Below are 21,552 nucleotides of genomic sequence, written 5' to 3'. Positions count from 1 at the left end.
CGGGGCGTTTGCGGATTGCTTACTTGAGCGCGCTGATGCGCAGGACGTAGCGGTGAACCATTTCGTTCGCTTTGTCCTGGGTCTCGGCTTCGGCGTAGATGCGGAAGTACGGCTCGGAGGCGTCGGGCAGGACGAGGGTCCAGCCGCCGTCGCGGTAGATCTTGATGCCGTCGATCAGCTCGGTCTGCGCGTCGTGGGTGTCTTCCATCAGGACGCGCATGATGCGGCCCTTGATCTCCCACGGGCAGTTGACGATCTCGGACGCCATGTAGTACTTCGGCAGCAGGGATCGCACTTCGCTGAGCGTGGTGTTCTGTACGGCGAGCATCTCCAGCAGCTTGGCGAAGGAGAAAAGGCCGTCGAACGCCGGATGGAACTCGGGGAAGATGAATCCGCCTTCGGTGTCGCCCGCCAGCGCGATGCCTTCTTTGCCCTCGGCCGCCGTCGCCATCAGCGAGCGGACGTCGGTCTGGGTGCGGATGACGCCGCCGCCGTACTGCGCCATGACCGTCTCGATGGACGAGGGGGCCGTGACCGGAACGGCGACCTGCGCGCCGGGCTTGGCGCGCGCCACCAGCAGCGCGAATGTCGCCAGCAGGTCCGAGCCCGACAGGATGCTGCCGGTCTCATCGACCACGGACAGGCGCTCGCCGTCGAACTCCAGGGCCACGCCAAGGCTCGCCCTCAGCGTCGAGACCGTCGCGGCGAGGTTTTCGACCAGCGCCTTGCGTTCGGCCTTGGTCTTGGGCGCCTTCTTCGGGTCCGTGTAGGCGTTCAGCGCGATCGTCTCGGTCTCCAGTTGGCCGAGCATCTGGGGGAGCACCCCCGAGATACGTCCATAGGAGTAATCGACGACAACCTTGAAGCCGCAGTTCTGCACGGCTTCTCGGTTCAAGAGCCGGAAGAAGTCGTGACTGTAGCGTTCGACCGCGCGGGACACATAGTTGATCTCGCCGACTTCGTCGGGATCGGTGCGCCCGAAGTCCTCGCGGTAGAAGATCGTCTCGATCTTGCGCTGCCCGTTGGTCGAAAGGTAGATGCCGTTCTTATCGAAGAACTCGACCAGCGCGAGGTTTGGCTGATCGGGCGCCAGACGGATATGCACGCCGCCGGCGGCGCTGTTCGTGCGGATTGAATGGCGGGACAGCGGCAGCGGCATGCCTTCGTTGTCCAGGACATTCGCGCCGACGGAGGCGAGACCGGCGATCAAGGCGCGCTTGAGCATGCGGCAGACCGGCGCCGAGTCGCGGCTGGTGATAACCGTCGACCCCTTCTTCAGGAATGCGCCGTACGATGCGCCGAGCTTGGTCAGGAAGTCCGGCGTCATTTCGACGTTCGCGATGCCCGAGACGCCCAGGTTTCGGAAGAGCGATCCCTGCCACTTGCTGCCCCAGATCAGGCTCATCGTGACGACCGAGCCGCCTTCGATGATCTTATCCGGCCAGAGTTTGACCAGCGGGCGGATGTTGCTGCCGCTGTCGATATGACAGCGGTCGCCAACCACCGCGCCCTCCTGGATAATACAATCGTCCTTGATTGTATTTCGGAAGCAGATGGTGCATCCTGTGAGCTTGGTGCGGGCGCCGATATAGTTGCTGTCCCAGACGATGGCGCGCTGGAGAATGGCGCCTTCCTCGATCAGACAGTTATCGCCGATGACTGTTTCCGGGCCGACGTGCGCGCCGGCCTTGATCCGGCAGTTTTTGCCGATCAGCAGCGGTCCCATTAGCTGCGCCGTGGGATCGATCTCCGTGCCTTCGCCGATCCAGATCGATCCGCCTTCGCGGCGTCCCTCGATCGGAAGCTGGGTCTTGCCCTGGAGCATCTCGTACTGCGCCTGGCGGTACTGCTGGAGCGAGCCCACGTCCGTCCAGTACTCGCCCATGACGTAGCCGAACATCGGCTTTTCTTCCTGAAGGATCTGCGGGAAGATATCCTGGGACCAGTCGTAGGACTTATCGTGCTCCATATAGTCGAAGATGGAGGGCTCCAGGATATACATGCCGGTATTGACGGTGTCGGAGAACACTTCGCCCCAGCTGGGCTTTTCCAGGAAGCGCCGAATTCTGCCTTCTTCGTCGGTGATCACGACGCCGAACTCCAGCGGGTTCTCGACATGCTGGAGCACGAGAGTCGCCATGGATTCCCGCTCGCGGTGGAACGCCAGCGCCTTCTCCAGGTCGATGTCGGTCAGCGCGTCTCCGGAGACGATGATGAAGGTGTCGTCCTTGAGATACTCTTCCGCCTTCTTGACGCTGCCGGCGGTGCCGAGCGGCGTATCCTCGACGGTGTAAATGAGATTGACTCCGAGCTCCGAACCGTCGCCGAAGTAGCCTTCGATTTCATCGGCCAGATAGTAGAGCGTCACGACGATATCCGTCACGCCGAATCTCTTGAGCAGCTCAATGGTGTGCTGCATACAGGGCTTATTCAAGATCGGCACTAAAGGCTTCGGTCGGTTCGAGGTGAGCGGGCGCAATCGTGTGCCTTCCCCGCCCGCCATCACAACGGCTTTCATGTTGTTATCTCCTCATCCAAGTTCGCTGCTGAGACAGCGTTTCCATCGTTGGCCGATTGTGATCATCGGATTTATTATGCAATGATGAATCTCAATTTCGAGATTGATTTTCGATCCCCAGGCTTATTCCGTCGCCGGCTGCTCGACCGCGGCAAACCACTGCGGGTCAATATCCGGGAAAACGCAGTCACGGCTCTCGCATTCGGCGATGTTCTTCCAGTCACCTACGGATAGTTGTTCCCCCGACGCGGCCCGACGAACCAGGGAAGACAGCGCTTTGAAGTTATCGTAGTGGTTGCGCAGACGAATTTCCGAATAATCTTTGGCGCCGCCGGTCGAGATGCAGAACTGCCAGTCCGACGCCATCAGCAGCAGCGCTTCGCGCGCCGCTTGTTTCAAGATCGGGGCAGCGGGGACGCTGTCGCCGCACTCGCGCGCCAGCGCCGAAATCTCGATCTCGGTCTCGTATACGAGCTTCCACGACCACGCCGTCTCCTCGTTCAGCCAGATGAAGTGGAAGCCGCCTTCCCCCCATGAGCCTTCCGGCAGGTTGACGGTATTGACGGGCGGATGGGCTTCCAGATATTCGCTGACGGTTTTGAGACTGATTTCCGGATCCTGCGCGAGCTGCTTGAGCACATGGTAAAGCCACTGCGGGCCTTCGAACCACCAGTGCCCGTAAAGCTCCGTGTCGTACACCGCGCAGAGCACGGAGGCCGGATCGTTCTGCGCGCGCAGAACATCCTTGATCAGCGGGACGAAGTGCGCGGCGTGCTCGCGGGTGCGCGCTTCGGCCTGATGCGGCTCATAGAGACTTTTCGTCCCAAGGTCGGCCTTGTCCTGGCTGATGCGCCAGTAGCGCAGGCCCAGGCTCTTCTCGTTCGGGGTGACGTATTTCTTGTGGAACTCTAAGTACCATTCGTCGCCAGGGTAGCCGTGATCTCCGCTCCAGACTTGCGTTCCGGTGGCGGCGTCCCGTCCCAGAACGGCGACGGGGCGTTTGTTCGGATCTCCCGACGAGTTGACGTTGTAGGCTTTGTAAGGCGTATAAGGCCGGTATTCGACTTTGACGCTTTCCTTGGAGAACTGTTTCCAAATTTCCTTGAGCGGGCCGAACTTGTCGGCGTAGACGCCCAGCGCCTCGCCGCCCTTGAGCAGGTGTCCATCCACGAAGAAAAATTCAATGCCGTTTTCCGAAAGAAACTCTTCGACCCCTTTGCGCAGGTGGGCCGTTTTGGTGACGCCCGGCACTGTCTCCGGCGCGACCCAATGATAGCGGGGCCGGTAGGAGCATTCCGGAAGCCAGTAGCCGCGCGGCTTGCGTCCGAAGTGGCGCTGATAGGCGGCGATCCCTTGCTTTACCTGCGCCTGAATGCTGGAGTCTTGAGAAAGCAGGGCCGAGTAGCCGTGAGTTGCGCTGCTCGTGATGATCTCGATATGGCCGGCGTCCTGCATCGCGGCGAACGCGCCCACGATATCGCAGCCGTACCTGTCCCGAAAATCCGTCAGCGCCTTGCCGTACCAGTCTTCCCAGTAGCGGGCCAGATAGGCCATGTGATAGTTGCCGTCGCGGCGGAACTGCTCTTCGTTTTCGGCGGCCGATTTGACCTTTGCCTGAAGGTATCCGAGAAGCTCATCGTGAAAACTGGGATCCCGCAGCTGCTCGACAAGTACGGGAGTCAGACCAAGCGTGATCTTTGGAGAAAGTCCTTCGTCGACCAAGCGACGGCAGACATCGAGCAGGGGGAGATAAGTTTCCGCGGCGGCTTCGGAGAGCCAATCAGTACCATGCGGAGAGCGTCCGTGGGCGAGGACATAGGGGATATGCGAGTGCAACACAAATGAAAAGGTCCCCAGCGGCTCGCTCATTAGACAACAACCTCGTCCCGGTAATTCTAACAGCAGAATAGCATTTTTTACTCTGAATGTCAATCAAGCGCTCAGGAACATTTCGATGGGAAGTCGGTGTTTCCCCTTGGGAAAAACGACTCTCGCGGCGAATTTGAAATCTCTCCTTGACAGGCGGGCCTGGCTGTTGCTATAATGCAGTCAAAGCACTTTGTTAATTAAAGTTTTGAAGAGGTTCAAGCATGTCGGCATTGATATCTCCCCTGGATGAGGCGAGGGAAAACCTGCGCGTCATTCGGCAAACAATGGAGCGTTCGACGCAGTATTCGACGCTTTCGGGATGGTCGGGCGTCCTGATCGGATTGATCGCGCTGGCGGCGACGGCGGCGACGCAGCGGGTGGTGGATATGCGCCACGCCGGCGGCCATTTAGCGGCCGGCGCGATGCCGACGCTTGCCGGGATCTGGCTTGCGGCGTTGATCCTGGCCGTCAGCGCCGAATTCTTGTGCAATAAGATTCGCGCGCGCCGGGTCGGGAAGCACATTGTTTCCCGGCTGGGCGCGCATGTCGCTGTGGCCTCGCTTCCCGCGTTTCTGGGCGGCGCGATCCTCACGGCGTTCTTCTCCATGCATGGCCTGGCGCTGCACATCTGCGGAATCTGGATGCTCTGTTATGGCCTGGCGATCTGCGCCGTGGGCCTGTTCTCCGCCAAGCCCGTCACGTTCCTGGGCTCCGCCTTCGTGCTCGCCGGCGCGGTGACGCTGCTGCTCCCTTTGACTTTGCAGCTTCCGATGATGGCGATTGCCTTCGGCGGCTTCCACATCATCTATGGCGTGGTGATCGCGAGGCGTCACGGATGGTAGCAGAGGGCGCCCCTTCGGCGCTGTTCGCATCGGTTGAATCTCTGGATGAGGTCATCCATCAAAAGGTGCGCCTGGGCATTATGTCGGCCCTGATGGCGAGCCAGGAGGCTGACTTCCGCTTCCTCAAGGAGACTCTGAACGTCACCGACGGCAACCTGTCCATCCACTTGACTAAGCTGGAGGACGCCGGATATCTCCTCAGCCGCAAAGAGTTCGTCCGCAAAAAACCGCACACAACCTATACCCCCACCGACGCCGGCCGCAAAGCCTTCCACGAATACTTAGGGGCGCTGGAGCGGATCGTCCAGGCGGCGGGGCAGGGCGCATAGTATCCTATGTTTGAGCATCTCATGCTGCGGCCGCCGCATAACGTCATCTGGAACCTTTTTCTGGCGTTTATTCCCGTTGTCTTGGCGCTGATTGTCGCGCGCGGAGCGCGTGAGGATGTACGGCGCTCCAATCGTGTCCGATGGTGGCTGTGGACTCCGGTTTTGCTTGTTTGGCTGGTGTTTCTGCCGAACACCTGTTACCTGCTGATGGAGTGGCGTCACTACATTACCGACCTGACGGCGAGCCGCATTTCGTACAACGCTCGGGATAACCATGAGGCGCTGGCGGGGCTGCTCGTCTCGACCGGATTTTACATCATCTATAGCGGCGCCGGGCTGCTGTCGTTTTTCCTGGCGATCTGGCCCCTGGAGCGTCTTGCCCGCGCCCGGCTGGGGCCGGTCCTCGCCTGGGGCAAGGTCGCGGGATTTCTGCTTTGTTCGCTTGGGGTTTACCTCGGGCTGGTCTATCGGTTCAATTCGTGGGATCTGGTGCATCGCGCGGGACTGAACCGAATCTTCACCGTAATTGTGAATAGCATGCTTGCGCCGTTTACGGCCACGCTCATTGTGGGCTTCGCGGCGATTCTTTGGGTTCTGTACCTGGGGTTCGACATTTGGATGGACGGCTTTGCGTGGCGAATGAGCCGGCGCGCGCGGGAGAGGAACCAAGAGGATGATGAGATTTCATCGTGAGGCTTACCAGCAGATGCTGGCGTCGATGACCTACGAGGATCTTGGGCCGCTTTACCGACGTACGGCGGATGAGTATCCGGTGCTGGCGCGCGCCATCGCCGACGAAATCGCGCGGCGCGAGAGCGCCTGGACCCGGCAATTTTTATCGCCCGAAACGGTGTTGCCGGAGCTTGCGGCGGCCGCTTAACCGTTCCGAGAGTCGGGTAAAATAATAAGTGAAGCGTCGTGGAACAATTCCGGCGCAATGTCAGTCCTATTACCGAATAGTACTGTGTCTGGAGGCGCGCAGCCTCCAAATAAACGCCCGGGAGAGGAAACGCGATGCGCACGAAACATTTACTCAACACCCATTCTCTGCACCAACAAACTCTGCGCGCCCTCGTGGCCGCCGCCCTGGGCTGCGGTCTGGCGGTCACCACGGCGTCCGCCCAGTCCATGGGATCGTTTGGCCGGCGGGGCGGCGTTGACTTGAGCCAGCAGCAAGGCAGCGGCGTCCAAACAGACACTCGCCGCAACGCGCCCGCGCCCGTCGCGGCGCAGCCCGCTCCGGCGCCCGTTATTCCCACGCCGGCTCCCGTACGCGTCGCTCCTCCGGCCCCGGTGGGCGGAAATGGATTCGGACAGTCCGGCGGCGGCTTCAGCAATTCCGGCTCCGGTTACATCCGCCGCAATGGGGTTTCGGTCGCGCCGGGCGCTGTGATGAACTCTCCGTCGAATTTTGGCCAGTCGCAGGGCGATAACGCTCCGACTGCTCCCCCGGCTGCGTTTTATCCGTCGCGCGGCGTCAATTCCGGCGTCACCGTCAACTCCCCGAATCGCGGCGGAGGTAACCTTTCCACGGGCTACTACCCATCGCGCATGGGCGGAGGCGGCGTTTCCGTCGAAAATTCCAATAATGGCGGCTCACGCCGCTTCAACGGCGTGACCGTGACGGCGCCGCCGGCCCGTGATACCTCAAACTTTACGCCGAGCACCGGCCTCCGCCGCTCCGGCGGGAGCGGAGAAGCGCGTCTGAATCCCGTGCAGCCCGGCTTATCGGACCAAATCATCCGGGGAACAATCCGGGTGACGACCCCGCAGGGGCAGCGCGACTGGGATGGAGACCGCCATCACCATCATGACGACTTTGTCTATGACAATGGCGGAACCACGATCGTCACCAATGGCCCGGTGCTTTACGGCGGCTATTACTACGGGAACTACTGCAATTACGGCTACGGGGCAAACATCTATCCGTCGGTCTACACGCTCTATGGCGGCTTCCCGCAGTATATCTGCAACCCGTCGGTAATCGTGCTAAACGATCCGTACTCTCCGGTCTACACCACACCGTATCTGCCGTTCTATCAGCCGTCGTATCAGGTAACGTACAACGAGACGAATTACTACACGACAAGCGAGGACCGGGCGTCAGATATCCGCGAAGGCGGCGATACGGCGAAGGCGGCGGTGAAGTCCGCCTACAAGGACGGCACCTATCAGGCGGCGTTCGCGGATATCGCGAAGGCCTGGTCGGACGGCAACATCGCTCCGCTGCGCAAGCACCTGCGTGACGACGACACCAAGATCAGTATTCTGCTGAAGCGCAAATACGCGTACTCCATCGCCTCGGGCGACTTCGAGCAGATCACGCGAGACGCATTGGACCGTCTGACCACGGTCTCGTTTAAGTTCACGCGCCTGCGCAAAGCGAAGAACGGGGACGTGACCGCCTACGGAAAGCACGTCTACCGCACCTCCGACGACGCGACGAGCGGCGACGCCGTGAAGGACTCCGACACCGTCCCGTTCGACAGCAGCGCGGATCAGCCCTACGACCAAGCGACCGATCCGGCGCCGGGCGAAGAGAAGGTTACTTATGTCGCCTACACCCTGCGGCATAAAGACGACCTCTGGTACATCATCGCGGTGAACTCGTCCGCAAAGCCCCTGGTCACGACCGACCAGGATTCGGACACGAGCAGCGATCAGTAATTGCTAAGATAAAAAGAGCGCCCGGACCAATTGGTCCGGGCGCTGTTTGATTCTTCTCTCGGCTATTTCGTGGCAACTCTCCCAAAACTCAATCCCAGATAGGGCGCCAGTTGCGGCTCCACTTGGAGGCTTCGTTCAGACGCGTCATTTCCTCGGCGCTGAGACGGTATCCGGCGGCGCCCAGCGCATCGGTGAGTTGGGCCGACGTGTTGGCGCCGACGATTGGCGCGGTGATGACCGGGTTGGAAAGCTGCCAGGCGAGGGCGGTCTGGGCGATAGTCTTGCCGTGCGCCTTGGCGATTTCGTCCAGCGCGTCGATCGCGGCCCATCCCTGTTCGTTACCGTACTTCTCCAGATTACCCTTTGCGCGGACGCTCTCGGGCGTGGCCGTGTCTCGGCGATACTTGCCGGTCAGGAAGCCGCCGGCGAGGGGAGAGTAGGGGATGACGCCCAGGCCGTAGTGCTTGCAGAAGGGCGCGGCTTCGTATTCGAATAGCTGCCGCTCCATCAGCGAGTACTCAGGCTGGTAGCTGTCGAAGCGGGCCAGCGCGCGCCGCTCGGAGACCGACACGGCCTCCATCAGACGCCACGCCGGATAGTTGGATGCGCCGATATAGCGCACCTTTCCCGCCCGGACGAGGTCGTTCATCGTTTCCAATGTCTCCTCAATCGGCGTGTTCAAGTCCGCCCAGTGGCACTGGTACAGATCGATATAATCGGTCTGCAGGCGGCGCAGGGATTCGTCGCAGGCCCGAAGGATATGCGACCGCGACAGCCCTTCGCCGTTAGCGCCTGCCCACATGCGGCCCCGGACCTTGGTGGCGAGCACGATGTCCTGGCGGACGCCGCGCGCCGTCATCCACTTGCCGATGATCTCTTCCGTCTTGCCTCCGTACGATGCATCGCCCGCCCAGTTGGTATAGATATCGGCGGTGTCGATGAAGTTGCCGCCGGCTTCCCGGAAGGCGTCCATGACGGCGAACGAGGTTGGCTCGTCCGCCGTCCACCCGAACTGCATCGTCCCGAGGCAGATCTCCGAAACTTGCAGGCCCGTGCGGCCCACATTGCGTAATTCCATGCTGATTCTTTCTTTTGAGGTCGATTGAACGCGGTTTACCAGCGCGCGTTGGGGCCGAAGTCGGCCTTGTAGTAATCCTCGACGTGCGTTCCCGGCGGAACGAGCTCATCGACTCGTTTCTTATCGTCCTCGGTGATCTCCACATCCGAGGCGGCGAGGTTGTCTTCGAGCTGCGCCACGGAGTTGGGGCCGATGATCGGGCTAGTTACGCCGGGCATGGCGTTCAGCCATGCGAGGGCGAACGCCGTGGGCGTGACGCCTTTTTCGCGGCTGAGGGCGTCGAGACCGTCGAGCGCCTTCCAGGTTCCTTCGCTGAACTTCGCCGGGTCCTCGCGCGAGTTATCCGGGGCCGGCTGGCCGTGCTTATACTTTCCGGTCAGCTTGCCGCCGGCGAGCGGGGACCAGGGGAGGATGCCGATGCCGTAAGACTGCGAGAGCGGAACCAGCTCGCGCTCGATGCGCCGGTCCAGAATGTTGTAAGGCGGCTGCTCGGTGACAAAACGGTTCAGACCGTACTCCTTGGACACCCAGAGCGACTCCAGCACCTGCCAGGCGGCGTAGGTGCTGGTCCCGATATATCGGACCTTGCCGGAACGGACCAGATCGTCCAAAGCGCGCAGGGTTTCGTCGATCGGCACGGCGGATTGCGGGCGGTGGATTTGATAGAGGTCGATATGGTCGGTTCCCAAACGCTTCAGGGACGCCTCGCAGGCGCGAATGAGATTGAAGCGGTGATTGCCCCAGTCGTTGGGATCCTCGTCGCTCATCTTGCCGTGCGCTTTGGTCGCGAGAAAGATCTTGTCGCGCTTGCCGTCGCGGCTCAGCGCTTTGCCCGTCATGATCTCGGATTTTCCGCGCCCGTAGACATTGGCGGTGTCGATAAAGTTACCGCCGGCCTCCATAAACCGGTCGACCACCTTAAAGGCTTCGTCCTCTTCCGTCTTCCATCCGAAGGTCATCACGCCAAGGCACAGATTGCTCACCTGCGCTCCGGTGCGTCCCAGGCTGTTGTATTTCATCGAGTGCTCCTTATTTCGTGGTTGCCGAAAATTACTTCTTGTAGCTGACACGCCAGACCGTGTTTGAACCGTCGTCCGTGACGAATAGGTCGCCGTTCTTGCCGACAGTGACGCCGACCGGCCGGCCCCACACATCGCCTTCCGTCGTCACGAAGCCCGTCAGGAAGTCTTGGTATTCGCCGGTCGCCTTGCCCTTTTTGGTCGCCACGCGGATGACTTTGTAACCCGTGCGCCGGGCGCGGTTCCAGGAGCCGTGCTCGGCGGCGAAGGCGTCGTTCACATACTCTTTTGGGAACTGCTTGCCCTCGTAGAATGTCACGCAGAGCGAGGCCGAATGCGGCTGCACCAGAACGTCCGGGATTAAGGTCTTCGCGCCAAGGTCCGCCGGATGATCGCCTTTCGCGCGGCCGTCGGGATTGTTGCCCATGTAGTACCAGGGCCAGCCGTAGAAGCCGCCGGGCTCCACATGGCCGACATAATCGGGCACAAGGTTGTCCCCCAAACCATCGCGCTCGTTGACCGACATCCAGAGCTCGGCAGTGATGGGGTTGATCGCGATGCCGACCGGGTTGCGGATACCGCTGGCGTAGACTTGCTCGTTCTTGCCATCGACATCGTATTCAAAGATTCGCGCGCGCCGCTTCTCCACTTCGATTAGCCCGTCGTTCTCCTCGACATTCGAGCGTGAGCCGACGGAGACGAAAAGATGCTTGCCGTCTTTGGAGAAGACGATATCACGAGTCCAGTGGCCGCCGCCGCGCAGGCGTCCGCCTCCGGAGATATCGTCGATGATCGTCTCGCCCGGCCCCGTCGCCTTCAGGTCGCCTTTGTGATAGGGGAAGCGCACCACGGAGTCTGTATTCGCGACATACAGATACTTGGGATTAGGACCGGCCGGATAAAACGCCAGTCCAAACGGCTGCTTGAGGCCGTCGACAAAAACTTCGTTCGAGTCCGGCTTGCCGTCGCCATCGGTGTCCCGCAGCACGTGAATGCGGTTCGGGCCGCTCTCCGCGATGAATAAGTCGCCGTTGGGCGCGGTGATGATCTTACGAGGGTTGTTGAGCCCGGTCGCAAACGCTTCGACGGCAAATCCCGCCGGCGCCTTCGGCAGCGCGCCGTCGGGCTTGGGGACCATGTGCGCACCGTTGTCCACCGACTGCGTGGCGTACGCGGCCGGCAGGTCCGCGACGGTGAAGTGGCGGCGCAGGCCCGGCTGGTCGTCGGCCCAGTCCGAGTTCAGCGCCGCCTGGCCAGTGAGAAGCTCGTTGGGGGCGTGCGCCTTTTGCGGCTCGGTCTTGCCCGCCGGACAGAGCGCCATTAGGGATAGCGCCCCGGCGGCTCCGAGCGCCATGGTCAGAGCGCCCGTGCGGCTAATACGGATCTTAGGTGTCGTCATTTCTTCTCTCCGTGCTGATATTTCCGTTGCTGTTTTTACTTGTTTTTTACTGATGACGCCGGCGATCCGACGGTCTTGCGCTGAATCAGCACCGGGCGCAGACGGACCGTGACGCTGTCGGCGCTGGGGCCGGCCGCAAGGCGCTCCAGCGTGACCCGGGCGATCGCTTCCCCGAGCGCCTCCGTCGGCCGCTCGACGGTTGTCAGCCCGATTCGGAGCGCTTCCGCGCCATTGTCAAACCCGATCAGCGAAAAATCGGCGGGCGCCGAGAGGCCATGCGAAGCGGCTTCGGTCAAAACGCTGAGGGCGATCTGATCGTTGGCGGCGACAATCGCTGTGGGTCGCTCTGCGGCGGGAAGCGCCAGCCATTGGCGGACGGCGAAAGCGCCGTCGTCGGCGAACGCCTCCGCTTCCCCGTCGCTGGGGAGAAACTCCCAGAGGGGCTCTGGAGCGATGTCCGACGCTTCCAGAGCCGCCTGATAGCCCCGCCGGCGGTCCTGCACCCATTCATGCCCACTTGCGCCGCCGGCGAAACCAATCCGGGTGTGCCCGTAGGACAGAAGATGGCGCACCGCTAGATACGATCCCCAGCCGGAGTCGAAATACACCTGACTTGCGAGGCCGGGATAGGTGCGCGAGGAGATCACGACGGAGGGGACGCCCAGGTCGTGCAGAATGGCGAGAGCGTGCGCGATTTTGCCGCGTTCGCCGAGGGCGTGGAAGACGATCACCGCGTCCGCCCCGTCTTCGGCCGCGCGGCGTACGAGGTCCTTGACGGAGCAGGGATCGGCGGCGAGGGGAGATTGGTCGTAGAGGGTGACGCTTGCGCCGGCGACATTCGCCGTGCGCTCAAACGCCGAGATGACTCGGTGGATCCACGAGGGATCGCCGGCGGGCCGCTCCTCGCCCATGCCCTGCAACGGCGCCACGACCGCGAGCAGCGCGCCGCGTCCCGCCGGGGCAGGCACGGAGGCCAGAAACGCGCCGGAGCGCGGCTGCCGCCGGATCACGCCTTCCGCCTCCAGCGCCTCCAGCGCCGGCCTCAGCGCGGTGCGCCCGACGCCCAGCGCCGCCGCCAGCGCCCGCTCGCCGGGGAGCTTGTCGCCCACGCGGCGCTCCGGCCGCCGCAGGTACTCCCGCAGCCTGATTTCCACATCGCTTTTGTGCCGGCCCATCGTTCTGACGCCTCACGAACTGGTTTGAATCTGGTTTATTATGAACCAATGGGTGGTCAGAGTCAAGAGCTGGTATGTCCCATGAGGAATTTTTATCTCGGCTGCCTTGCAGGAAACTTGTTGTATTACCGGGAACTTTTCTATCGGCTGCCGTCGTCTCTCTACCAGGACTTTCGATAGAGCAGCACGTTTTGGAGGATTTACCGGTTGTACTTTGAACCCTACGCGCGTCGCGTCGCCGCGCCCGCCCCCCGCAAGTCGCGCTCGATTTCGCGCCCCGCGGCGCTCGCCGCCGCCCTGTCCCTTTGTTTGCCTCTCATTTCCAACCAAGTCGCTTCGGCAAAAGCCGCCGTGCGGAAAAAGCCGGCGAAGGCCGCCGGCGTCAAAAAAAAGCCGAGCACGACACCGACGGCTGTTGCGCCCATCGCTATCGCGCCGGTCGCGCCGATCGCCAACTCTCCGTGGGCCGGCTCATTCTCCGGCGGAGAAGCGCATAACTTGCTGCTTCGGCGGAGCGACGTTCCGATGGGAACGAATAACGGCCTGCGCTTCTGGCTGCGCGGCGACGGTTCGGGCTCGTCGGTGCGCGTGCGCCTGATGGCGCTGGAGCCGACGGCGACCGACGAAGCGGCGCTGCTGCGTCCGACGTGGGTTTCCGATTCGGTGAAGGTGAACTTTACGGGCTGGCGTGAGATTCTGCTGCCGCGCGATAAGTTTACGCTGCGGCGGGTCGGCAGCGAGACGGTCGGACTGGATCTCAATTTGCCGGCCGATGCGCAAGGTCCCGTATCCACGCGTCCCGTGACCGTTCCCGCGTTCGCGCAGGTGAACGCGCTCGCCGTTGAGGCGACGGTTCCCTCCAAGTCCTCGCTCGTGATTGACGATGTGACCTGGGTGACGGTGAGCGACGCCGGCGCGGTGACGTCGGGCGACTCCGTGGACGATTTTGAAAAGGGAAATGTCGCCGCGTGGACATCGCTGGGAACGCCGGCGCAGCAGGCGACGGTCACGTTCGGCCTGGCGACCGCGCCGGCGATGGTCCATGGCGGCCGCGTCGCCTTCAAGATGGATGTGCTCAGTCCGGCGGCGCGGCGCAACACCGTTCTTTTCCCATCGGCGAACAAAGCCATGGCGGCCGTCGGCAGCAATACGCTCGTCTTCACGCCGGCCTCGCTCTTCGATCCCGTCTATCCCTGGTCTTTGCCGGAACCTGGCGGAACAAGCTCGGGAATCACCTTGCAAGTCTGCCCGGAGCAGGTGCAGGCGGCCAGTTTCTGCGTGTATACCCGCCAGGCGATGAAGGATGTCACCGTGCAGATGGCGGACGACCTGGAGGGAGTCGGCAAGACGATCCCCAAGGACGCCCTTGATGTGCGTGTGGTCAAGGTCTGGAAGCAGCAGGGGACGGGCGCGCTGCGAAACCCCGATGAGGCGAGCCTCGTCCCGGAACTGCTCGTCAAGGATGACCGCGTTCCGCTGACCGGCGTCGCTCCCGATGTGCGCCTGACCGGCGCTCCGCAGACATCCATCCCCATGGACACCGCCAAGCAGTTCTGGGTCACTCTGACGACACCCAAAAACGCGCAGCCGGGACATTATACCGGCCGGCTTCTTGTGACGGCGGCGGGTTCGTCCACGCCCATCACCGTTCCGGTCGATGTCGATGTGCTCCCGCTGCGCCTTCTGAGCGCCGCCAAGCAGTACGCCATCGATCTGCGCTCGCGCCTGGACCCCGCGCCGGCGATGCCCTCCGATACCGGCGACGACTCCGTGACGGACTTCGTCTCCAAGGATACGCTGGCGTCCCAGCTGACGGACATCGTCTCCCACGGCTTCCACTACGTCTCCGTGCACGACAGCGCGGCGACTCTTCCGGACGCGCTGCAAGCATATCAGGCCGCTGGAGTTCTGGGGCCGTACGTTTACAAGGGGCCGTCCGCGGCCGACGCCGTGGAGACCGAGCGCAAGAACAGCCATGCTCCGGAGTTTGTCTACTTCGCCGATCCGACCGACAGCTGCAGCGTCCATCTGGCGGCCCTCACGAAAGCGGGACTCGGCGGCATGACGTATGTCACGAGTCAGAGCGACTACGACGCCCTTCAGGACAAACTGGCGCTGGTTGTTTACGATCGCGACTCCGAGTATCCGCAGGAGCTGCTGCGCACTCACGGCGCCCGCAAATCCAACAAGCATGACTGGTGGTACTGGGACGCCTCCAACGAGGATCCGCACGCTAACCGGCTGAGCGCGGGATATCTGCTCTGGCGCGCGAACCTTTACGGCGCCTACGTTCCGGAGTATCAGTTCGCTACCGGCGCCGATCCCTACGATGACACCAGCGCCGGAGCGCCGCCGGCCCTTGCGCCGTATCGCCCGCGCATGCTGACCTACCCGGTGCAGGGCGGCGTCCTGGACACCCTTCAGTGGGAAGCGCTGCGCGAGGGCGTCAACGACGTGCGTTACCTCACCACCTTCTACGCCGCGCTGCGCGAATGCAAGGACGCCCATGTCGCCAAACCCTTGATCGACGAGGCCGAGGGATACGTGAAAACCTATCTCGACAAACCCCTCGCGCTTCTCCCGGATTCGGAATACGACAGCGCCCGCACCCAGATCGCAAAGTATTCATTGCAGCTGCGCACGGCGGTGGATGCGTATAACAAGAAGAATAAGATCCAGTAGGAAGGAACGCCCTCACCCGGCCCTTCGGGCCACCCTCTCCCAATCTTAGGAGAGGGTTAGGAGTAAGATTTGGACCTTTGATCCAAATCAAAAAACTCCCTCTGACTCCCCCTCTCCCAAAATTGGGAGAGGGGGCCGGGGGGTGAGGGCCATCCCTAAAAAAGCCCCGCTGGAAATCCAGCGGGGCTTTTTGGCGTCATCCTCTTTTTAGGCAGGCAGCGCGGTCTGCCGGAGCAGGTCGCGGAATTGCATGCGCATTTGATCTTTGGCGCTGTTCTGGTGGATTTCGTAAGTCAGCTGAACCTGGCGGTTCGACTCATTCACAACGGCTTGCAGGAAGCGCAGATAGAGCGGAAGCTCGCTGTTGTATCGGGGTAAGAAGCTGATCCATATCCGGTCTCCTTCGAGACGCACCGGCGGCTTGATGCCGTGATTGAGATCGTGGTAGGCGGCGGTAAAGGAGGCGGCCCATTCCTCGGGCGGCGTTTGGGACAGCACGATGGAGAAGTCGATGGCTTCGGGCGTTTCTTCGTCTTGTATCAATTCGTCCGAGTCAATGCGCGTCATTGAGATAGGCTGGGGGGCTTCGTTCATTCTCTACTCCTCGATCAGTATAGCGCGGCAAGAACTGCCTTCGATATCCGCGAACTTTGGCGGTAAGGCCGCAAGCAGATATCGTCCGGGCGAGACGGAATCCAGGGCAAGTGTCTCCAGGATCACCACGCCCGCGCCCAGCAGCGTTTGGTGTGTCACCGTGTTCTTATCTCCATATACGCCAACGGAGAGGTAATCCACTCCCACAAGTTTGATCCCGCGCGCGACCAGCCATTCCGCCGCCTCGGGACCGACACCTGTATAGTCCGTATGGAACCGCGTGTCGTGGACCAGGCGGCGCTGCGTGTTGTCCGTCTTGAAGATCACGCGGACAATATCCTCGCCGATTCCGGCGGCCTCTAAGTCCGCCGGAGTAATTTCCCGCGTCCCCAAAATCTCCACCAGCTGCGCCGGCCCCACCAGCGTGGTCAGATCTAGCCCGGCGATATCGCCGCCCTGCGCCACGAAGTGCAGCGGCGCGTCCAGATGGGTTCCGGTGTGCGCGCCGACCGTCAGCAGCGAAACGTTGCACTCGCTGCCCGGTCCGATTCGGCTCGTCCAGAGCGAAGAAAAGCCCAGCTCCACCCCGTCCCAGGTGATCGTCTTTGGCGTGACCGTAAGACTGATATCGTGAATAATCATGGAGACTGCGTGGTTCCTATTCGTCCAAATCGAGGGAAAGTGTTTGCGGAACGGGCGGAGGCGCGCCGGCGTCACGCTGTTTGGCCATATCGACATAGCCGTTCTCTAAAAACTCGACGCCTTCCTCCAGCAAAAGCCGATGCTGCTTTTCCTTGAGCTCCGGCGAGCGCTTGCCGATCCGCAGATACCCATCCGCGCCCACCACGCGCTGCCAGGGGACGTCCAAGCCATCCACATTGCCCATCGCCCAACCGACCGTGCGCGCGGTGCTGCCGGCGATTTTCGCCACATCGCCGTAGGAGAGAACCGATCCGCGCGGTATAGCGCGGACCACATCGTAGATCTTTTGGAATTCGGGTTCGATTGGGGATGACATGAGATTTATTTCCGCAGGGGCAAATTTACTCTGGCGCTTCCGGAGCAAACCCACCTCAACCTTCGGCCGATCCCTTCCGGTCAAACCCACCCCGGCCATCGGCCGATCCTTCCCGGTCAAACCCACCCCGGCCCTTCGGGCCACCCCTCCCGCCGACGGGAAGGGTTTGTCGGATTGCCTCTTACGAAAGCGGCTTGCGATAACACACTCTGAAATAACCCTTCCCGTCGGCGGGAGGGGTGGCCCGAAGGGCCGGGGTGGGTTTGCCGGGGAAGGATCGGCCGATGGCCGGGGTGGGTTTGACCCGGCAGGGCCGTCCTTCTTTAACCGTGCGAATCTTCCTCTTCCAGGAACCGCTCGGCCTCGATCGCCGCCATACAGCCCGACCCCGCCGCTGTGACGGCCTGTTTGTAGAGCGTGTCCTGCACGTCGCCGGCTGCGTAGACGCCGGGAATGTTGGTCAGCGGGCGGCCGGCGGTAGTGATGATGTAGCCTTGTGGATCCATCGACAGCTTGCCTTCGAACAGCTTTGTATTTGGCGAGTGGCCGATCGCAATGAAAAGGCCGTCGGTTGACAGGAAGGTTTTTTCGTCGGTTTTCAAGTTATGCAGCGTGACGCCGGTGACTTTGCCTTCCTTCGGATCGTGGATCTCCGTAATGACGCTGTTCCAGGCGAACTCGATCTTCGGATTGTCCATCGCGCGCTTCTGCATGATGTGCGAGCCGCGCAGCGATTCGCGCCGGTGGACGAGGGTCACTTTCGACGCCATGCGCGCCAGATAATTCGCTTCTTCCAGCGCCGTGTCGCCGCCGCCCACCACGATTACTTCGCGGTTGCGGAAGAAGAAACCATCGCACGTGGCGCAGGCGGAGACGCCCTTGCCGTACAGTGCGGTTTCCGACGGAAGCCCCAGCCACTTTGCGGAGGCGCCTGTCGTGACGATCGCGGTCTTGGCGTAGACTTCGCGGTCACCGTCGGTCTTGATATGGAACGGCCGATCCGAGAAATCGACGTCCGTGACGTTCTCCGTCCAGAATTCGGCGCCAACGCGGGCCGCCTGCTGGCGCATTTGATCCATCAGCTCCGGACCCATGATCCCATGGGCGAAGCCGGGGAAGTTTTCGACGTCCGATGTGATCATCAGTTGTCCGCCGGGCAAGTTCGGCGCGCCGCCTTCAATGACAAGCGGGTTCAAGTTCGCTCGCGCCGCATAAATGGCCGCCGTCAGACCCGCCGGGCCGGACCCGATAATCACCACATTGCGCACGTCATGTTCGATACTGGTCACCTCTGTACTCCTCCGCGCGGACCGTCCGCGCCCCATCCATTCTAGCACATCGGCCTACAAAATCAAAACACCGCGCCGGGCCGCTGGAGTTCCCTGAATTTCCATAGGTCTAAGGTCCCTTGACTCTGGAGAAGGGGTTGTGCTACCGTGAGTGCGTGAAGAACCTTCGATGGATACGCATCGAGCGCCGCCTGCTGCTCGTTCTGCTGCTCACTCTGCTGCCATGGCCGGCGGTCTGGTTTGGCTTGTACCGATTCGATAACCTGGCCCTGACCTTCGCGCTCTATCATGGGCTGTGCCTGGCGCCGGCGATCTACTGGGGGCGCAAGCTCTGGCGGCATTCACTGCGGTGGCCGACAGCGCGCGAGTGGGCGGTGCTGGCGGTCGCGGTAGTGGTGGCGATCCCGGCGTCCGTCGCCGCCTATCACTGGATTGGCGCCCGCCTCTTTGACGCACATGAGGTCCTTTCCGTTGTGACCCATCGCGGCTTTCGCACGCAATTGCTGATTCCCCTGGCGCTGTATTTTATCCCCGTCAACGCGACTTTGGAGGAGCTGTTTTGGCGCGGCGTGGTGCTGAACGAACTGCGCGGCATGGGCGAGGCGGTGTGGACCTTCGGCGCCGTCTGGACGGCGCTTGCGTTCGGCGGCTGGCACTATCTCGTCATCCGGCTGCTGCTGCGTCCCGGCTGGGCCGAACTGACCGTACTCGGGATTGTGATTTCCGGAATATTCTTCGCCTGGCTCTATCGACGCACGCGCTCGATCGTCGTTCCCATTCTCTGGCATGGACTTGTGTTCGACATGGCGATTATCTTTGTTTTCGCCGCCGTGCTGCGCGGGTAATTCCAAACCAATATGTGGCTCCCTCTCTTTGCATTGTTCTTCCTGCCTGCTCCCGTCATCGCCTTCTTTGCTGGGATCGTCAAGCTCATCCAGGCGCTCCAGCGCAAGCGCATGGGCGCGGACGGAGTGCTCGGCCTCACGCTGGTCGTCCTGTCTCTGACGGGACGGTGGTGGATGCGGTATCTGCGTCCGGCCATCGCCGACGAACCGAAGGCGATCCCGGCGGCGCGCCGGGGAGTCGCGCTCGGCATGGGCGGCGTGGCGTTGTCCTGGGAGGAGCGCGGACCCGCCGATGCGCCGGCCATCCTGCTCTGTCATGGTTGGTCGCTGACGCAGGAGATCTGGTACTACCAGAAGGAAGCGCTGAGTAAGAAGCATCGGGTGATTTCGTGGGATATGCGCGCCAACGGTCGCTCGTCGGCTCCCGCCAATGGAGATTACTCGCTGGACGCCTTGCTGTTCGATCTCGCCGTCGTGTTCGACGCCAGTGACGCCGGCCGGCATCCGAAGGGCTGTATCCTGGTCGGCCATTCGCTCGGCGCCATGCTGGCGCCGCTATTCGCACAGCGTTTTCCCGACCGTATGCGCCATGTCCGAGGCTTTGCGATGCTTGCCGGAACCGATCGCCCACTGCTGGAAACGATGAAGGGCCGGTGGTGGCTCGCCCCGACGCGCCGTATTCTCTGGGAGCCATTGGGAAAGCTGCTCGCCCGCTGGCCGGCGTTTTTTGATCTCTGCGCTCGCGGCCTGCTGCAGACCGGCTGTCTCCACATGGCCCTCATGTACGGGCTGCACTGCGGCCGTGAGAGCCGTGGGCAAAACGACTTCGTCGCCGAGCGCTGCGGCCGGTTTTCCATGCGCGCCGCCGGCCTCGGCGCCATCACTTGCTTTGATTTCGACGCCCGCGCCGCCCTCCCGCTCATCGACGTCCCCGTGCTCTTAATGACCGGCGAGGCCGACGTGAATATGCCGCCCGATATTCAGCGAGAAATGGCGGCAAGCATTCGGGACGCCGAACTGATCATCCACCGCAACTGCGGTCATCTCAATTTGCTGGAATGCTACGATGAGGTCAACAAACATCTGGAACGGTTCGCCGCGCGGTGTTTTGGAGAGAGTTAAGATTCCCCCGTCCACCTGTGGGGCATCATAACTGCCTCACAGACCATGGATCCCTCGGATGCGCGTGAATAGTCGCTCCAGTGTCTCGGCGGAATCGGCGCCTCCGGGCGGCGCCCCGATGGTGTCCTGTACGGGCGGTTCGCCGGTCCAGGCGGAGAGGGTTTGCCGGACGCCCAGAGCCAGCGCGTCGAGGTCGTACCCGCCTTCTAAGATCCCGACGAGGTTTCCCGGACAATGTTTGTTGGAGATCTCTTGCAGGCGCTCGGAGAGGGCGTAAAACCCGGTGGTCGTCATACGCTCGTCGATGCCCTGGACGAAGACGCTATTGCGCCAGTGCGCGTCGTATCCGGCGGAGGCGATGACGAGCTGCGGCTGGTATCGTTCGGCGATCGGCAGCAGAATTTCGTCAAACGCGGCGAGAAAGCCGTCGTCGCCGATGTGGGCGGGCAGAGGGACATTGACGGTGTAGCCTTTGCCCTTGCCTTCGCCGATATACTGCGCCTGTCCCGTGCCGGGGTAAGCCGGGCTTTGGTGCGTGGAGAAGTACAGCACCCGCGAATCTTCGTAGAAGATATCCTCCGTGCCGTTGCCGTGGTGGACATCGAAGTCCACGATCAGCACGCGCTCCAGGCCGTGGACGGCGATGGCGTGCGCGGCGGCGGCGGCGGCGTTGTTCAGCAGGCAAAAGCCCATGGGGCCGGCAGATGTAGCGTGATGCCCGGGCGGCCGAACGATGGCGAAGGCGCTGCCAAGCTCATCATTCAATACGGCGTCCACTGCGCCGATAGCCGCGCCGGCGGCGACCAGCGCGGCCTCCCAGGATCGTGGACACGCGTAGGTGTCGCCGCCGTCGACGTAGCCGCCGCCTTCCGCGCAGGTTTCTTCGATCAGCCGGAGATGCGCCTCGGTATGGACAAGGCGTACTTGATCGCGAGTCGCAGGCGTGACCGGCAGATGAGCGGCGCGGTCCCAGAGCAGGGTGTTTTGCAGGCCGGAGACGACGGACTCCACACGCGCGGGGCGTTCGGGATGCCCCGGCGGCGTTTGATGGTTCAGGACGGATGGATCGTAGAGCAGTCCCAGTGGAGGGAAAACGACAGTCATGA

Annotated in this window: 19 protein-coding genes; 8 read left to right on the top strand and 11 right to left on the bottom strand. The window is 62.1% G+C overall.

All coding sequences use genetic code 11. The features are described 5' to 3' along the window. Window positions 1-19: 19 nt before the first annotated feature. On the bottom strand, window positions 20-2,518 hold the full coding sequence (locus D5261_RS25160) for a mannose-1-phosphate guanyltransferase (RefSeq protein WP_119319388.1): 2,499 nt from the start codon (window positions 2,516-2,518) through the stop codon (window positions 20-22). Between the two features lie 123 nt (window positions 2,519-2,641). After that, on the bottom strand, window positions 2,642-4,387 hold the full coding sequence (locus tag D5261_RS25155) for a 1,4-alpha-glucan branching protein domain-containing protein (protein ID WP_119319389.1): 1,746 nt from the start codon (window positions 4,385-4,387) through the stop codon (window positions 2,642-2,644). 221 nt (window positions 4,388-4,608) lie between these two features. Between D5261_RS25155 and D5261_RS25150 the strand changes: the two genes are divergently transcribed. The 5 genes from D5261_RS25150 (at window position 4,609) to D5261_RS25130 (ending at window position 8,225) form a co-directional block, all read left to right on the top strand. Then, a complete protein-coding gene (locus tag D5261_RS25150; protein ID WP_125205778.1) occupies window positions 4,609-5,229 on the top strand; it encodes a hypothetical protein in 621 nt (206 codons plus the stop codon). Beyond that, a complete protein-coding gene (locus tag D5261_RS25145) occupies window positions 5,223-5,558 on the top strand; it encodes a winged helix-turn-helix domain-containing protein (protein ID WP_119319391.1) in 336 nt (111 codons plus the stop codon). The genes D5261_RS25150 and D5261_RS25145 overlap by 7 nt, the downstream gene beginning before the upstream one ends. A 6-nt stretch (window positions 5,559-5,564) precedes the next feature. Continuing rightward, entirely contained in the window at window positions 5,565-6,251 is a 687-nt protein-coding gene (locus D5261_RS25140) for a DUF1361 domain-containing protein (RefSeq protein WP_119319392.1), read from the top strand. Next, on the top strand, window positions 6,232-6,438 hold the full coding sequence (locus D5261_RS25135) for a hypothetical protein (protein WP_125205779.1): 207 nt from the start codon (window positions 6,232-6,234) through the stop codon (window positions 6,436-6,438). The genes D5261_RS25140 and D5261_RS25135 overlap by 20 nt, the downstream gene beginning before the upstream one ends. 134 nt (window positions 6,439-6,572) lie before the next feature. After that, on the top strand, window positions 6,573-8,225 hold the full coding sequence (locus D5261_RS25130) for a hypothetical protein (protein WP_119319393.1): 1,653 nt from the start codon (window positions 6,573-6,575) through the stop codon (window positions 8,223-8,225). An 88-nt stretch (window positions 8,226-8,313) separates the two neighbouring features. Here D5261_RS25130 and D5261_RS25125 read toward each other — a convergent pair whose 3' ends face one another. The 4 genes from D5261_RS25125 to D5261_RS25110 are packed head-to-tail and all read right to left on the bottom strand — an operon-like array spanning window position 8,314 to window position 12,896. Continuing rightward, window positions 8,314-9,303, bottom strand: a complete 990-nt coding sequence (locus D5261_RS25125; protein WP_119319394.1) for an aldo/keto reductase — start codon at window positions 9,301-9,303, stop codon at window positions 8,314-8,316. A gap of 35 nt (window positions 9,304-9,338) precedes the next feature. Next, complete coding sequence (locus D5261_RS25120; protein WP_119319395.1) at window positions 9,339-10,322, bottom strand: aldo/keto reductase; 984 nt, start codon at window positions 10,320-10,322, stop codon at window positions 9,339-9,341. Between the two features lie 31 nt (window positions 10,323-10,353). Next, window positions 10,354-11,721: a PQQ-dependent sugar dehydrogenase gene (locus tag D5261_RS25115; RefSeq protein WP_218025472.1), complete on the bottom strand. Its 1,368-nt coding sequence runs from the start codon at window positions 11,719-11,721 to the stop codon at window positions 10,354-10,356. A 35-nt stretch (window positions 11,722-11,756) separates the two neighbouring features. After that, entirely contained in the window at window positions 11,757-12,896 is a 1,140-nt protein-coding gene (locus tag D5261_RS25110; RefSeq protein WP_119319396.1) for a GntR family transcriptional regulator, read from the bottom strand. A gap of 207 nt (window positions 12,897-13,103) precedes the next feature. Here D5261_RS25110 and D5261_RS25105 point away from each other — a divergent pair, with 207 nt between their 5' ends. Continuing rightward, the gene (locus D5261_RS25105) at window positions 13,104-15,578 is read left to right on the top strand and encodes a CIA30 family protein (protein ID WP_119319397.1); all 2,475 of its coding nucleotides are present in this window, start codon (window positions 13,104-13,106) and stop codon (window positions 15,576-15,578) included. Between the two features lie 207 nt (window positions 15,579-15,785). Here D5261_RS25105 and D5261_RS25100 read toward each other — a convergent pair whose 3' ends face one another. From D5261_RS25100 to trxB, 4 genes are all read right to left on the bottom strand, one after another. Beyond that, window positions 15,786-16,172: a hypothetical protein gene (locus D5261_RS25100; protein ID WP_119319398.1), complete on the bottom strand. Its 387-nt coding sequence runs from the start codon at window positions 16,170-16,172 to the stop codon at window positions 15,786-15,788. 3 nt (window positions 16,173-16,175) lie between these two features. Next, window positions 16,176-16,814 carry a cyclase family protein gene (locus D5261_RS25095; protein ID WP_165863900.1) on the bottom strand — a complete coding sequence of 213 codons (639 nt, stop codon included), beginning with the start codon at window positions 16,812-16,814 and terminating at the stop codon, window positions 16,176-16,178. A gap of 16 nt (window positions 16,815-16,830) precedes the next feature. Then, complete coding sequence (locus D5261_RS25090) at window positions 16,831-17,190, bottom strand: MGMT family protein (RefSeq protein ID WP_165863901.1); 360 nt, start codon at window positions 17,188-17,190, stop codon at window positions 16,831-16,833. Window positions 17,191-17,513: 323 nt separating this feature from the next. Continuing rightward, complete coding sequence (gene trxB / locus D5261_RS25085) at window positions 17,514-18,458, bottom strand: thioredoxin-disulfide reductase (protein ID WP_174721472.1); 945 nt, start codon at window positions 18,456-18,458, stop codon at window positions 17,514-17,516. 158 nt (window positions 18,459-18,616) lie between these two features. On the opposite strand from trxB, the gene D5261_RS25080 reads away from it, so the two are divergent. Beyond that, window positions 18,617-19,324, top strand: coding sequence for a CPBP family intramembrane glutamic endopeptidase (locus D5261_RS25080; RefSeq protein ID WP_301002223.1), 708 nt, complete (start codon window positions 18,617-18,619; stop codon window positions 19,322-19,324). 12 nt (window positions 19,325-19,336) lie between these two features. Further along, window positions 19,337-20,446 (top strand): alpha/beta fold hydrolase, encoded by a 1,110-nt coding sequence (locus D5261_RS25075; protein ID WP_119319403.1) that lies wholly within the window; start codon window positions 19,337-19,339, stop codon window positions 20,444-20,446. Window positions 20,447-20,482: 36 nt separating this feature from the next. On the opposite strand, the gene D5261_RS25070 is transcribed toward D5261_RS25075, so the two are convergent. Next, the gene (locus D5261_RS25070; protein WP_119319404.1) at window positions 20,483-21,550 is read right to left on the bottom strand and encodes a histone deacetylase family protein; all 1,068 of its coding nucleotides are present in this window, start codon (window positions 21,548-21,550) and stop codon (window positions 20,483-20,485) included. Between the last annotated feature and the right edge of the window lie 2 nt (window positions 21,551-21,552).

Source organism: Capsulimonas corticalis, from assembly GCF_003574315.2.
Lineage (GTDB): Bacteria > Armatimonadota > Armatimonadia > Armatimonadales > Capsulimonadaceae > Capsulimonas > Capsulimonas corticalis.
This window is presented reverse-complemented; position numbering and strand designations above follow the sequence as displayed.

What these genes read in the sequence shown, in the direction of transcription:
- D5261_RS25145 (WP_119319391.1), top strand. Translation starts at nt 5,223, where the DNA reads ATGGTAGCAGAGGGCGCCCCTTCGGCGCTGTTCGCATCGGTTGAATCT.
- D5261_RS25150 (WP_125205778.1), top strand. Translation starts at nt 4,609, where the DNA reads ATGTCGGCATTGATATCTCCCCTGGATGAGGCGAGGGAAAACCTGCGC.
- D5261_RS25125 (WP_119319394.1), bottom strand. Translation starts at nt 9,303, where the DNA reads ATGGAATTACGCAATGTGGGCCGCACGGGCCTGCAAGTTTCGGAGATC.
- D5261_RS25110 (WP_119319396.1), bottom strand. Translation starts at nt 12,896, where the DNA reads ATGGGCCGGCACAAAAGCGATGTGGAAATCAGGCTGCGGGAGTACCTG.
- D5261_RS25160 (WP_119319388.1), bottom strand. Translation starts at nt 2,518, where the DNA reads ATGAAAGCCGTTGTGATGGCGGGCGGGGAAGGCACACGATTGCGCCCG.
- D5261_RS25135 (WP_125205779.1), top strand. Translation starts at nt 6,232, where the DNA reads ATGATGAGATTTCATCGTGAGGCTTACCAGCAGATGCTGGCGTCGATG.
- D5261_RS25130 (WP_119319393.1), top strand. Translation starts at nt 6,573, where the DNA reads ATGCGCACGAAACATTTACTCAACACCCATTCTCTGCACCAACAAACT.
- D5261_RS25140 (WP_119319392.1), top strand. Translation starts at nt 5,565, where the DNA reads ATGTTTGAGCATCTCATGCTGCGGCCGCCGCATAACGTCATCTGGAAC.
- D5261_RS25095 (WP_165863900.1), bottom strand. Translation starts at nt 16,814, where the DNA reads ATGATTATTCACGATATCAGTCTTACGGTCACGCCAAAGACGATCACC.
- D5261_RS25155 (WP_119319389.1), bottom strand. Translation starts at nt 4,387, where the DNA reads ATGAGCGAGCCGCTGGGGACCTTTTCATTTGTGTTGCACTCGCATATC.
- D5261_RS25090 (WP_165863901.1), bottom strand. Translation starts at nt 17,190, where the DNA reads ATGTCATCCCCAATCGAACCCGAATTCCAAAAGATCTACGATGTGGTC.
- D5261_RS25070 (WP_119319404.1), bottom strand. Translation starts at nt 21,550, where the DNA reads ATGACTGTCGTTTTCCCTCCACTGGGACTGCTCTACGATCCATCCGTC.
- D5261_RS25100 (WP_119319398.1), bottom strand. Translation starts at nt 16,172, where the DNA reads ATGAACGAAGCCCCCCAGCCTATCTCAATGACGCGCATTGACTCGGAC.
- D5261_RS25075 (WP_119319403.1), top strand. Translation starts at nt 19,337, where the DNA reads ATGTGGCTCCCTCTCTTTGCATTGTTCTTCCTGCCTGCTCCCGTCATC.
- D5261_RS25120 (WP_119319395.1), bottom strand. Translation starts at nt 10,322, where the DNA reads ATGAAATACAACAGCCTGGGACGCACCGGAGCGCAGGTGAGCAATCTG.
- D5261_RS25115 (WP_218025472.1), bottom strand. Translation starts at nt 11,721, where the DNA reads ATGACGACACCTAAGATCCGTATTAGCCGCACGGGCGCTCTGACCATG.